Here is a 12,656-nt window from a genome sequence, read left to right as displayed (position 1 = left end):
GCACCGACCGCAACGGAGCGTGCGATGACCGAGACCGTCCCCGCCGTGTACGAGCTCCTCGACCCGCGGTTCGCCGCCGTGCGCGGCGACAGCCGCCTCGAGCGCCTCTGGACCGGCGCGCGCTGGACCGAGGGACCGCTGTACGTCCCCGCGGGCCGCTACCTGCTGTTCAGCGACATCCCCAACGACCGGGTGCTGCGCTGGGACGAGACGGACGGCTCGGTGAGCGTCTTCGACTCCCCCGCCGGTTACGCCAACGGGCGCACGATCGACCGGCAGGGCCGCGTCGTCGCGTGCCAGCAGGGTCCGCGGCGCGTGGTGCGCACGGAGCACGACGGGTTCACGACGGTCCTCGCCGACCGGTGGCAGGGCCGGCGCCTCAACAGCCCCAACGACGTCGTCGTGTCGGCCGACGACGCGGTCTGGTTCACCGACCCGCCGTACGGGATCACGAGCGACTACGAGGGCGAGCGCGCGGAGCCGGAGATCGACGGCTGCCACGTCTACCGGGTCGACCCGCGCACGGGCGAGGTGGCCGCCGTCGCGACGGACCTCGAGCGCCCCAACGGACTGGCGTTCTCCGTCGACGGGCAGCGGCTGTACGTCGCGGACACGCAACGCCGGCACCTGCGGGCCTTCGACGTCGACGGCGGACGACTCACGGGCGGGGACGTCCTCGCCGAGCTCGACGGCGGGCCGGACGGCGTGCGCGTCGACACGGCGGGCCGCGTCTGGGTGGCCGCCGGGGAGGCCCTGCACGTCCTCGACCCCGACGGCACGCTCCTCGGGCGGCTCCACCTGCCCGAGGAGGTCTCGAACCTCGCCTTCGGCGGCCGCAAGCGCAACCGCCTCTTCGTCACGGCGTCCACGTCGGTGTACTCGATCCTGCTCACCGTGAACGGCGCTCCGCTGCTCTGAGCCGGGCCCGCGGGGCCCGCTCGCGACGGTGGACGCGCCGTCCGAGCGGCGCCGCGCGCCGTTACGCTGCACGGGTGACGACCACGCTCGACCCCGCCGCCGCCGACGCCCGCTCCACCGCCCTGCGCGAGGCCCTGCGCACGCGCGTCGTGGTGGCCGACGGGGCCATGGGCACGATGATCCAGGCCGCGGACCCCACCCTCGACGACTACGAGGGGCACGAGGGCTGCAACGAGATCCTCAACGTGTCGCGGCCCGACATCATCCGCGCCGTGCACGACGAGTACCTCGAGGTGGGCGTCGACGCGATCGAGACCAACACCTTCGGCGCCAACTGGTCGAACCTGTCCGACTACGGCATCGACGACCGGATCCGCGAGCTCGCCCGGGCGGGCGCCGCCCTGGCCCGCGGGCGCGCGGACGCCTTCGCCACCGCCGACCACCCGCGCTGGGTGCTCGGCTCGATGGGCCCGGGCACCAAGCTGCCGAGCCTCGGCCACACCACGTACGCGCACCTGCGCACGACGTTCGCCGAGCAGGCGGCCGGGCTGCTCGAGGGCGGCGCGGACGCGCTGCTGGTGGAGACCAGCCAGGACCTGCTGCAGGCGAAGGCGGCGGTCACGGGCTGCCACGACGCGATCGCGGAGGTCGGCCGCGACGTGCCGGTCATCGTCTCCGTCACCGTCGAGACCACCGGCACCATGCTCATGGGCTCGGAGATCGGCGCGGCGCTCACCACGCTGCAGGCGATCGGCGTCGACGCGATCGGCCTGAACTGCGCCACCGGCCCGGACCAGATGAGCGAGCACCTGCGCCACCTCGCGCGGCACTCCGAGGTGCCGGTCACCTGCATGCCCAACGCGGGCCTGCCGGAGCTCGGACCTCACGGCGCCGTCTACCCGCTGACGCCGCAGGAGCTCGCCGCCGCGCACACGCAGTTCGTGCAGGAGTTCGCGCTCGGCCTGGTCGGCGGGTGCTGCGGCACGACGCCCGAGCACATGCGCCAGGTGGTCGAGGCCGTGCGGGGCCGGGAGCTGCCCGCCCGGGACCCGCAGCGCGAGAACGGCGTCGCGTCCCTCTACTCCCACACCGACCTGCGCCAGGACACGTCGTACCTGGCGATCGGCGAGCGCACCAACGCCAACGGCTCCAAGGCGTTCCGTGAGGCGATGCTCGAGGGCCGCTGGGACGACGTCGTCGACATCGCGCGCGCCCAGACGCGCGACGGCGCGCACCTGCTGGACGTCTGCATCGACTACGTGGGGCGCGACGGCGTGGCGGACGTGCGCGAGGTCGTCTCGCGGCTGGCGTCGGCCTCCACGCTGCCGCTGGTGATCGACTCGACCGAGCCGGCCGTGCTGCAGGCAGGGCTCGAGCTGCTCGGCGGGCGCGGCGTCGTGAACTCGGTGAACTTCGAGGACGGCGACGGCCCGGGCTCCCGCTACGCGAAGATCATGCCGCTCGTGCAGGAGCACGGGGCCGCCGTCGTCGCGCTGACCATCGACGAGGAGGGCCAGGCGCGCACCAAGGACGGCAAGGTCGCGATCGCCACCCGCCTCGTCGAGCAGCTCACGGGCGACTGGGGCATGCGGGTGGACGACATCATCGTCGACGCCCTGACCTTCCCCATCGCGACGGGCCAGGAGGAGACGCGGCGCGACGCCATCGAGACGATCGAGGCGATCCGCGAGATCACCACCCGCTTCCCCGGCGTGCACACCACGCTCGGCGTCTCCAACGTGTCGTTCGGCCTGAACCCGGCCGCACGCACGGTGCTGAACTCGGTGTTCCTGCACGAGGCGACGCAGGCGGGCCTGGACTCCGCCATCGTGCACGCGGCGAAGATCCTGCCGCGCAACGCCATCCCCGACGAGCAGTGGGAGGCGGCGGAGGACCTGGTGTGGGACCGGCGCCGCTACGACGACGAGGGCAACCTCGTCCATGACCCGCTGGCGCACCTGCTCGAGCTGTTCTCGGGGGTCGACGCCACCGCCCTGCGCGACCAGCGCGCCGCCGAGCTCGCCGCGCTGCCCGTCGGCGAACGGCTCGAGCGCCGCATCGTCGACGGCGCGCGCAAGGGCCTGGAGGAGGACGTCGACGAGGCGCTCGCCGACGGCATGAAGGCCCTCGACATCGTCAACACCCACCTGCTGGGCGGCATGAAGGTCGTGGGCGAGCTGTTCGGCTCCGGCCAGATGCAGCTGCCGTTCGTGCTCCAGTCCGCCGAGGTGATGAAGACCGCGGTGGCGCTGCTCGAGCCGCACATGGAGAAGGTCGAGGGCGGCGAGGACCGCTCCAAGGGGACGGTCGTGCTGGCCACCGTGCGCGGGGACGTGCACGACATCGGCAAGAACCTCGTCGACATCATCCTCACCAACAACGGCTACACGGTCGTGAACATCGGCATCAAGCAGCCGGTCAGCGCGATGATCGAGGCCGCCGAGGAGCACGACGCCGACGTCATCGGGATGTCCGGCCTGCTCGTGAAGTCGACGGTCGTGATGAAGGAGAACCTCGCGGAGCTGGTCTCCCGCGGGCTGGAGAAGCGCTGGCCCGTGCTGCTCGGCGGCGCGGCCCTCACCCGCACGTACGTCGAGGACGACCTCGCCTCCGCGTTCCCCGGCACCGTGCGGTACGCGAAGGACGCGTTCGAGGGGCTGCGGCTCATGGAGCCGCTCGTCGCCATCGCGCGCGGCGCCGACCCGGAGTCCGTGGGCCTGCCCGCGCTCCGCAAGCGCCGGCACGGTGTCGTCACCGTCACCGAGACGGCGCCGGAGGACCTGCCGGCGCGCTCCGACGTCGCCGCCGACAACCCCGTGCCCGAACCCCCGTTCTGGGGCACCCGCGTGGTCAAGGGCGTCCAGCTCGCCGACTACGCGGCGTTCCTCGACGAGCGTGCGACGTTCATGGGCCAGTGGGGGCTCAAGCCCGGTCGAGGCGAGGACGGTGCCTCGTACGAGGAGCTCGTCGAGTCCGAGGGCCGGCCGCGGCTGGCCGCGTGGCTCGAGCGCGTGCGGACCGACCAGATCATGGACCCGACCGTCGTGTACGGGTACTTCCCCGTGTGGTCCGAGGGCGACGACGTCGTGGTGGCGCACCACGACGGGCCCGACGGCGGCTCCGGCGGCGAGCCGGGCACCGAGCGGCTGCGGTTCCACTTCCCGCGCCAGCGCCGCGACCGGCACCTGTGTCTCGCCGACTTCGTGCGGCCGCGGTCGTTCGCCGAGGAGACCGGCCGGTTCGACGTGCTGCCCGTGCAGCTCGTCACCGTGGGCGACACCGTCTCGGGCCACACCGCGAAGCTCTTCGAGGCGAACGCCTACCGCGAGTACATGGAGCTGCACGGCCTGTCCGTCCAGCTCACCGAGGCGCTCGCCGAGTTCTGGCACTCCCGCGTGCGCGACGAGCTCGGATTCTCCGGCGAGGAGCCCACCGACGTCGAGGGCCTCTTCAAGCTGCAGTACCGCGGCGCCCGGTTCTCCCTCGGCTACCCCGCCTGCCCGGACATGGAGGACCGCCGCAAGGTGGTCGAGCTGCTGCGGCCGGAGCGCGTCGGCGTGACGCTGTCCGACGAGCTGCAGCTGCACCCCGAGCAGTCCACCGACGCGTTCGTCTTCCACCACCCCGAGGCGAAGTACTTCTCGGTGTGAGTCCTGGGGCGTGCTCTGTCGGGTCGACCAGGTTCGACGTCGGGCGTGCAACCAGGGACGATACGAGCATGAGCACGCCGCAGACCGGTCAGGACGTCATGCCCACGGGGCCCCACCAGGCGATCGCCGTGGACCGCTACCGGCCCACCGACCGCGATGCCCTCTACGACGTGTGCCTGCGCACGGGCGACTCGGGCGAGGACGCCACCGGGATGTACGCCGACGGCAACCTGCTCGGCCACGTCTACCTCGGCGCGTACCTCGAGCTGGAGCCCGACCTGGCGCGCGTCCTGCGGCGGGAGGACGGCACGCCCCTCGGGTACTGCGTGGCCACGGCGAGCACCGCGGACTTCGAGCGCCGCTGCGAGGAGAGCTGGTGGCCGGCGCTGCGGCGGCGGTATGCCGCCCCCGCGGAGGACGACGCGTCGCCGGACGCGCCGCTGCTGCGCGCGATCCACGCGCCGTCGCGCACCACGGCGCCGTGGCTCGACGAGTTCCCTGCGCACCTCCACGTGGACCTCCTGCCCGAGGCGCAGGGCGGCGGCCGCGGACGCCGCGTGCTCGAGGCGGTGCTCGACGCCGTCGCCGCGGCCGGTGCGCCGGGCATCCACCTCGGCGTCGGCGGGCGCAACGTGCGCGCGATCGGCTTCTACGAGCACCTGGGCTTCCGCACGCTGGAGCACCACCCGTGGGGGCTGACCATGGGCATGCGCCTGCCGCGCCGCTGATCCCGGACCGGCGCCGTCGATCGATCGCCGGCCACAGGCTAGGCGGCCGCGCTCCCTCGCAGGATGGACGTCATCTTCTTGCCCTTGGCGACCTCGTCGACGAGCTTGTCCATCCAGCGGATCTGCTGCATCAGCGGGTCGTCGATGTCCTCGACGCGCACACCGCAGATCACCCCGGTGATGAGTGACGCGTTCGGGTTCATCGCGGGCGCCTGGGCGAAGAACGTCTCCAGGTCCACCTCGTCGGCGACGGCCCTCTCGAGGCCGCCGTCGTCGTAGCCCGTGAGCCAGGTCAGGACGCGGTCGAGGTCGTCCGTGCTGCGGTCCTTGCGCTCCACCTTCTGCACGTAGAGCGGGTACACGCTGGCGAAGGGCATCCGCCGGATCCGGTCGGCAGGCATCGGTCGCCTCCTGTCGTGGCGGTCGGGTGTGCTCCCGTCGAGGCTATCGCGCGGCGACCGCGCCGACGCCCGGCACGGACGCCCGCTCGAGCCGTGCCACGAGCGCGACGAGACCCGCGGCGAGCGGCACGAGCACCAGGTTGCCCAGCAGCATCGGGCGCAGGAAGGGCAGCCCGGCGACGTAGCTGGCCAGCAGCCCGTCCAGGCCCGCGGGGTAGAACGTGCCCCGGCCGAGCCACCACACGCCCGCGTTGGTCCACAGGTAGAAGAACAGGGAGCTGCCGACGCCGAAGCCGAGCGCGGCGACGAGGCGTCCCGCGCCACCCCGGGTGCGGCCGGCCCACCAGGCGCCGACGCCGATCACGGCCCAAGCGGTCCACGTGAACACCAGCACCGAGGAGTTCCCGAGCAGGACGTCGCTCACCGCGACCACGACCAACGGCGCGAGCATCGCGAGCCGGTGGCGCAGCAGCCCCGCGGCGGCGAACGCCGCCGCGGTCGAGAGCTCGAGGTTCGGCGGCGCGCCGAGATCGGTCTTCACCAGCCGCCAGACGACGGCGCCCGCGACGAGCAGCACGGCCAGCGCGGGCCGCCACCACCGGTGCACGAGCTCGCGGGCGGCCAGCGGAGCCTCCAGGCGCGAGGTCACGGCGGTCACTGCTCGATCTCCTCGAGCTTCCAGGTGATGGTCTGCCCGTCCTTGGTCTCGAGCGAGCCCGCGCCGACCTGGGCCATCTCGTCGTCGACGTACAGGCCCCAGAACTCCGTCTCCGGGTCGGCCTCGCGACCGCGGATCGCGGTGACGAAGGCGTTCTCGCCCTCGCCCTGCACCTGCGCGTCCGGGTCCTTCTCCTCCAGCAGCTCGAGAGCGGTCTTGCCGTCCTCGCCCTCGTAGGAGAACTTGCCGACGTTCTCGGCCACCTGCTCGGTCGCATCCACCGATGCGGAGACCGACGGCGACGCGCCGTCCGACGAGCCGCCCTCCGAGCACCCGGCGACGACCCCCGAGGTCAGGGCCAGTGCGGGCAGGAGTACGAGCAGTCGTGGCGCCGTCCGGCGCGTTGCGGTCTTCACGGCCAGAGGGTACCCATCACCGGGGCGCACCCGCCGCTCGGGCCGCCATGCGGACGAGGTCAGGCGTCGATCCGCGACTGGTCCAGCGTGCTCGCCCCGGCGACGATGAACTCCTTGCGGGGTGCGACGTCGCTGCCCATGAGCAGCTCGAACACCCGCTCCGCGGCCTCGGCGCCCTCCACCGTGACGCGGCGCAACGTACGGTGCCGCGGGTCCATGGTGGTCTCGGCGAGCTGGTCCGCGTCCATCTCCCCCAGCCCCTTGTACCGCTGGATGTCCTCCTTGTACCGGCGGCCGGCACGGTCGAGCTTCTTCAGCGTCGCGGTGAGCTCGGCCTCCGAGTACGTGTACACGTACTCGTTCTTGCGTCGGCCGCTGCCCAGCACCTCCACCCGGTGCAGCGGCGGGACGGCGGCGAACACGCGGCCCGCCTCGAGCATCGGACGCATGTAGCGGTAGAAGAGCGTGAGCAGCAGGGTGCGGATGTGCGCGCCGTCGACGTCGGCGTCGGTCATCAGCACGATCTTGCCGTAGCGGGCCGCGTCGAGGTCGAAGGACCGTCCGGAGCCGGCCCCGAGCACCTGGATGATGGCGGCGCACTCCGCGTTGCGGAGCATGTCGCTGATCGACGCCTTCTGGACGTTGAGGATCTTGCCGCGGATCGGCAGCAGCGCCTGGAAGTCGCTCGAGCGCGCCAGCTTGGCCGTGCCGAGGGCGCTGTCGCCCTCGACGATGAACAGCTCGCTGCGGTTCACGTCGTCGCTGCGGCAGTCCGCGAGCTTCGCCGGCAGCGACGACGCCTCGAGGGCGTTCTTGCGCCGCGAGATCTCCTTCTGCTTGCGCGCCGTGACGCGGGCGCGCATCTCGGCCACGACCTTCTCGAGCAGCAGCGCCGACTGCGCCTTCTCGTCCCGCTTGGACGACGTGAGGAGGGCGCCCAGCTCCTTCTCGACGACGCGGGAGACGATCGCCCGCACGGGTGCGGTGCCGAGCACCTCCTTGGTCTGTCCCTCGAACTGCGGCTCCGCGAGGCGGACCGTGACGACCGCGGTGAGGCCCGCGAGGACGTCGTCCTTCTCGATGCGCTCGGCCGCGTCCTTCGTGGAGACCTTCAGTCGCCGCGCGTTCGTCTCGATCTGCTTGCGCACCGTCTTGAGCAGACCCTGCTCGAAGCCGGACAGGTGGGAGCCGCCCTTGGGCGTCGCGATGATGTTGACGAAGGTGCGCACCTCCGTGTCGTAGCCGCCGCCCCAGCGCAGCGCCACGTCCACCTCGCAGTCGCGCTGCACCTCCTGCGGGGACATGTGGCCGCGGGAGTCCAGCACCGGCACGGTCTCCGTGAAGTGGCCGCTGCCCTTGAGCTGCCACGTCGACGTGACCGGTGCGTCGGGCGCGAGGAACTCGACGAAGTCGACCGCGCCGCCGTCGTGCTGGAAGACCTCCTCGTGCGGGCCCGACTCCCCCGGCGTGCCCGGCAACCCGCGCTCGTCGCGCACCGTGAGCTTCAGGCCCGGCACCAGGAACGTCGTCTGGCGCGCGCGCGTGACCAGCTCGTCGTAGCTGAACACCGCCGTCTTGGGGAACACCTGCCGGTCGGCCCAGTAGCGCACGCGCGTGCCGGTGACGCCGCGCTTCGCCTTGCCGACGATCGCGAGCTCCGACCCGGACACGAAGGGCTCGAACGGCGACTCCGGCGACGGGCCGGAGGCCGGGTCCCCGAAGACTCCCGGCTCCCCCCGGTGGAACGTCATCCCGTACGTCTTGCCGCTGCGGTCGACCTCGACGTCGAGCCGCGCCGAGAGCGCGTTCACGACCGAGGCGCCCACGCCGTGCAGGCCGCCCGACGCCTTGTACGAGCCGCCACCGAACTTGCCGCCCGCGTGCAGCTTGGTGAAGACCACCTCGACGCCCGTCAGGCCCGTCTTGGGCTCGACGTCCACCGGGATGCCGCGGCCGTCGTCCTCCACCGTCACCGACGAGTCGGCGTGCAGCACGACGCGGATCGCGGTCGCGAAGCCGCCGAGGGCCTCGTCGACCGAGTTGTCGATGATCTCCCACAGGCAGTGCATGAGGCCGCGCGAGTCGGTGGACCCGATGTACATGCCGGGGCGCTTGCGCACCGCCTCGAGGCCCTCGAGGACCGACAGGTGGCGCGCGGTGTACCCGGACTCGGAGGTGGCTGTCACGGGAACGAGGGTAGACGATTCGAACGCCTGTACCGTCGACCCACGCCGCCGGGTGTGCTCCACGCCGCTATGCCCGGAGCGAACCCGGCCCGGGTCGGGGATGCTCCGGGCCACCTGTCTGGTTGGATGGTCATGTGAGCACCACGACGACCGAACCGACCCAGCCGCTGACCGCCGCCGACCGCTGCGACCGCTGCGGCGCCCAGGCGTACGTGCGAGTGGTCCTGCCTGTCGGAGAGCTCCTCTTCTGCGGGCACCACGCACGCGCGCACGCGGACGCCTACCAGGGTGTCGCCGTCCACGTCCAGGACGAGACGGACCGGCTCCACGAGGAGCACGGGGCGCGCTGACCCCGGCGCAGCACACCGACCCCACGAGAGCCCCGCACCGTCCGGTGCGGGGCTCTCGTGCGTCGTGCGCGGGATGACGGTCGTGGCCGGCGAGGATCAGCTGCTGCGGCCCGAGAACGAGCCGACCCACGACCCCCGGACGCCGAGGGTGGTGCGCCACCCGTCCGCCGTCTTGGTCCGCGACACCTTCGTCCCCAGGGCCGAGGTGGCCGTCAGCGTCTTGACCTGGCCGCTCGACCACCGCGACGTCACCGCGATCGAGCGCACCGACGCGAGGCCGAAGACCGACCGGGCCTTCGCCTGCGTGATCGAGTCGCTCCACGTCAGGTACGGGTTGCCGGGCGCCTTGGCCGAGGAGGTGTCGGCCACGTGCACGAGGTAGGGCAGTGCCGCAGTCCCGAACACCTCCGTGTTGGTCGCCGTGCCGCGGCGACCTCCCGCGCTGCCGGTCGACGCGAAGTACGGCGTCTCCGCGAACCCGCCCTCGGCGTCGCGCAGCACGGTCACCGTGCCGTCCTGCACCGTGGCGTCCACCGCCGCGACCCAGGCGCTCCCCCAGCTCCCGCCCTGCTTCTTCCAGCCGGTGTAGTGCTGCGAGCGGGTGTCGTCGTAGACGTGGCAGCCGCACGTGGACTTCAGGCCCTTCACCTTCTCGACGATCGCGTAGTTGCGCGCCGCGACGGCCTGCGCCTCCAGGGCGGCAGCACCGCGGTTGCTGCTCGCGCCCCAGCCCGAGGGCATCTCGTCGAGCCCGTAGAGGTACTCGGTGTTGATGACCACCTGGTTGACGACGTTCGGCCGGTTCGACCGCTTCGTCACCACCAGGCGTCCGTTGCGGTAGGTCCCCTGGGCGCCGGCCACGGTCGCGACCGCCTTCGTCCCGGTGGGCTGGTAGTCCCGCGTGCCGGACCACTCGTAGGTCAGGCTGGAGCGCGCGGACACGCTCTTCGTCGTCGTACCGCCCTTCGTCACCTTGGCCGTGACCCCCGCGGACGCGACGCCGACGGTCACCTTCTCCGAGGCTCCGCCGCTCGCCACGACCGCGCCCGCCGGGTCCTTGAGCCGCCAGGCGCCGGAGCCGACCGCCAGCACCGTCGTGGTCCGGCTGTCCGACGGCGGTCCGAGCACCTGCACGTCCAGGGTGGTCCGGGGGTCGTTCGCCGTCGAGACGGTGGTGCCCGGGTAGTAGTAGCCCAGGATCTGGGCCGCGGTACGGCCCGAGCGCGACTGCTCGTAGGCGCCCCACTGGGCCATCCCGACGCCGTGCCCCGAGCCCGAGCCGGAGATCGCGAACCGCACCGGCACCACGAGCACCGTGACACCGCCGCTCGTGGCGTGGCTGGTCCGGAAGCGGTACGTCGTCGAGGCGGTGGGCTTCACCGTGGTCGACACGCGGCCCGTCGACCCGGTCCGCACGGTGCGCACCTTCACCCACGACGTCCCCGTCTTGCGCTGCAGCGTGACCGTCGCGCCCTGCACGGGCTTGCCGGACTTGAGGTAGCGGACCGTGAGGGACTTTCCGGTCGCCGCCGTCGTCGTCCCCCCGCCGGAGCCCGTCAGCGACCAGGTCGCCGCCTGCGCCGGGGGCGCCACGAGCACCGAGGCGAGCGACAGCGCCAGGGCGACGACGAGCGCGAGCAGGGCGACGACCCGGGGCCGCCCGGGGAGGGTCGTGGTCTGGAGCACGCGGACACCTTGCCACATCGACCCAGGCCAGGGGAACGACCCCCACAGTTCACCCGGGGGCCCGGGGCACCGACCGTCATCGCCGGCGCGCGGCCGTCTCTCTCTTCTCGGCACCGTCCACCGAAGGAGAGTCCCCGATGTCCAGCTCCGCTCCCGCCGCCCCCGACCGCGACCTCGACGGGGCCGCCGCCCTCGCGGCCCAGCTCGACCGCGCGCTCGACGGCACCACGGCCCTGCCCGCCGACCCGGCCTACGACGCCGCGCTCCCCGGCTTCAACCTCGCGCTCGCCCACCGGCCGTCGCTCGTCGTGCGGGCGGCCTCGCCCGAGGACGTCGTCGCGACGGTCCGCGCCGCCGCGGGCCACGGCTTCGGCGTCGGAGTCCGCTCCACGGGCCACAGCGCCGCCGCGACCGGCGCCGGCGACGTCCTGCTCGACGTCTCCGCCCTCGACGCCCTCGTCGTCGACCCCGTCGCCCGCAGCGCGACCGTCGGGCCCGGCGTCCCCTGGCAGGCGGTGCTCACCGCCGGCGCGGACCACGGGCTGGGCGGGCTCTGCGGCTCGTCGCCCCACGTCGGGGTGGTCGGCTACACGCTCGGCGGCGGGCTCGGCCCCCTGGCCCGCACCTTCGGCTTCGCCGCCGACCACGTCCGCGCGATCGACGTGGTCACCCCGGCCGGCGACCTCGTCACGGCGACGCCGACGCAGCACGAAGAGCTCTTCTGGGCGCTGCGCGGTGGCGGCGGGGCGTTCGGCGTCGTCGTGGCGATGACGTTCGACCTCTTCCCGCTCGACACGGTCCGGGCCGGCACGCTGTGGTTCGACGTCGACGACGCGCCTGCGGTGCTCCACCGCTGGCGGGCCGAGACCGCCTCCCTTCCCGAGGAGGTCTCGACGTCGGTGGCCCGGCTCAACCTGCCTCCGCTGCCGGAGGTCCCCGAGCCGCTGCGGGGCCGCGCCGTGCTCGTCGTCCGGTACGTGCGCCACGGCGAGCTCGCCGCGCCCGACCCGCTCGTCGACACGCTGCGGCAGGTCGCGACGCCCATCCTCGACACGGTCGGCGACCTGCCGTACGCGCGGATCGGCGAGGTGCATGCCGACCCGGACGCCCCGATGCCCCTCGTGGACCGCGGCGGCCTCCTGCACACGCTGGACGAGGACGCGGTCGACGCCTTCCTCGGCGCCGTGCCTCCGGACTCCCCCGTGCTCGCCGCGGAGATCCGGCTGCTGGGCGGCTCCGTCGCCCGCCCGGCGGGCGTGCCGAACGCCGTCGCCGGCCGCGAGGCGTCCTACACGGTGTTCCTGGGGGCGCTCGCCGCCCCCGTGGGCCCCCCGGACGTGGCCGACGAGCTCCAGCGGGTGTGCGAGACGATGGCGCCGTGGAGCACGGGCGGTGCCCTGGTGAACTTCGCGGGGCCGCGCGACGACGTCGGCGCGTCGCTCGTGCACCGCGCCTACGGCCCGACCTACGAGCGTTTGGTGGCGCTGCGCCGCCGGCTCGACCCCCACGACGTGCTCGCCCCGTCGGCCCGGTGGGACGTCGTGGACGGCACCCCGGCGGCCTGACGCCGGCCGTCGCCGCCGTCCCGGACGCGCGAGAGCCCCGGTACCGATCCGGTACCGGGGCTCTCGCGTGCTGCGGGCGCGGCCGCGTGGGCCGAGCC

The 12,656-nt window shown here is 73.2% G+C and carries 10 protein-coding genes; 5 read left to right on the top strand and 5 right to left on the bottom strand.

Going from position 1 to position 12,656, the window contains the following annotated elements; genetic code table 11:
- Nucleotides 1-24 precede the first annotated feature (24 nt).
- The 3 genes from ACFVS0_RS01220 (at nucleotide 25) to ACFVS0_RS01210 (ending at nucleotide 5,296) form a co-directional block, all read left to right on the top strand.
- Nucleotides 25-918: an SMP-30/gluconolactonase/LRE family protein gene (locus ACFVS0_RS01220; RefSeq protein WP_430586928.1), complete on the top strand. Its 894-nt coding sequence runs from the start codon at nucleotides 25-27 to the stop codon at nucleotides 916-918.
- A 74-nt stretch (nucleotides 919-992) separates the two neighbouring features.
- Nucleotides 993-4,568 carry a methionine synthase gene (gene metH, locus ACFVS0_RS01215; RefSeq protein WP_430586927.1) on the top strand — a complete coding sequence of 1,192 codons (3,576 nt, stop codon included), beginning with the start codon at nucleotides 993-995 and terminating at the stop codon, nucleotides 4,566-4,568.
- Between the two features lie 68 nt (nucleotides 4,569-4,636).
- Nucleotides 4,637-5,296 carry a GNAT family N-acetyltransferase gene (locus ACFVS0_RS01210; protein ID WP_430586926.1) on the top strand — a complete coding sequence of 220 codons (660 nt, stop codon included), beginning with the start codon at nucleotides 4,637-4,639 and terminating at the stop codon, nucleotides 5,294-5,296.
- A 38-nt stretch (nucleotides 5,297-5,334) separates the two neighbouring features.
- Here the strand turns inward: ACFVS0_RS01210 and ACFVS0_RS01205 are convergent, their stop codons facing one another.
- From ACFVS0_RS01205 to ACFVS0_RS01190, 4 genes are read right to left on the bottom strand one after another with little or no spacing between them, the layout of a single operon-like run.
- Nucleotides 5,335-5,697, bottom strand: a complete 363-nt coding sequence (locus tag ACFVS0_RS01205) for a DUF2200 domain-containing protein (protein WP_430563705.1) — start codon at nucleotides 5,695-5,697, stop codon at nucleotides 5,335-5,337.
- A 43-nt stretch (nucleotides 5,698-5,740) separates the two neighbouring features.
- The gene (locus tag ACFVS0_RS01200; RefSeq protein WP_430551077.1) at nucleotides 5,741-6,355 is read right to left on the bottom strand and encodes a DUF6580 family putative transport protein; all 615 of its coding nucleotides are present in this window, start codon (nucleotides 6,353-6,355) and stop codon (nucleotides 5,741-5,743) included.
- A complete protein-coding gene (locus ACFVS0_RS01195; protein WP_430563704.1) occupies nucleotides 6,352-6,771 on the bottom strand; it encodes a DUF4430 domain-containing protein in 420 nt (139 codons plus the stop codon). Before ACFVS0_RS01195 ends, ACFVS0_RS01200 begins: the two co-directional genes overlap by 4 nt.
- Nucleotides 6,772-6,830: 59 nt before the next feature.
- Nucleotides 6,831-8,957: a type IIA DNA topoisomerase subunit B gene (locus ACFVS0_RS01190; protein WP_430586925.1), complete on the bottom strand. Its 2,127-nt coding sequence runs from the start codon at nucleotides 8,955-8,957 to the stop codon at nucleotides 6,831-6,833.
- Between the two features lie 134 nt (nucleotides 8,958-9,091).
- Between ACFVS0_RS01190 and ACFVS0_RS01185 the strand changes: the two genes are divergently transcribed.
- Nucleotides 9,092-9,307: a DUF7455 domain-containing protein gene (locus ACFVS0_RS01185; RefSeq protein ID WP_429729875.1), complete on the top strand. Its 216-nt coding sequence runs from the start codon at nucleotides 9,092-9,094 to the stop codon at nucleotides 9,305-9,307.
- Between the two features lie 96 nt (nucleotides 9,308-9,403).
- Here the strand turns inward: ACFVS0_RS01185 and ACFVS0_RS01180 are convergent, their stop codons facing one another.
- Nucleotides 9,404-10,993 carry a SpoIID/LytB domain-containing protein gene (locus tag ACFVS0_RS01180; protein ID WP_430551074.1) on the bottom strand — a complete coding sequence of 530 codons (1,590 nt, stop codon included), beginning with the start codon at nucleotides 10,991-10,993 and terminating at the stop codon, nucleotides 9,404-9,406.
- 137 nt (nucleotides 10,994-11,130) lie between these two features.
- On the opposite strand from ACFVS0_RS01180, the gene ACFVS0_RS01175 reads away from it, so the two are divergent.
- On the top strand, nucleotides 11,131-12,558 hold the full coding sequence (locus ACFVS0_RS01175; RefSeq protein WP_430586924.1) for an FAD-binding oxidoreductase: 1,428 nt from the start codon (nucleotides 11,131-11,133) through the stop codon (nucleotides 12,556-12,558).
- Nucleotides 12,559-12,656: the final 98 nt, after the last annotated feature.

It is taken from the genome of Isoptericola sp. NPDC058082 (assembly GCF_042885055.1).
GTDB lineage: Bacteria > Actinomycetota > Actinomycetes > Actinomycetales > Cellulomonadaceae > Isoptericola.
The sequence above is the reverse complement of the archived record's forward strand: the minus strand, read 5'-3'. Positions and strand labels throughout refer to the sequence as shown.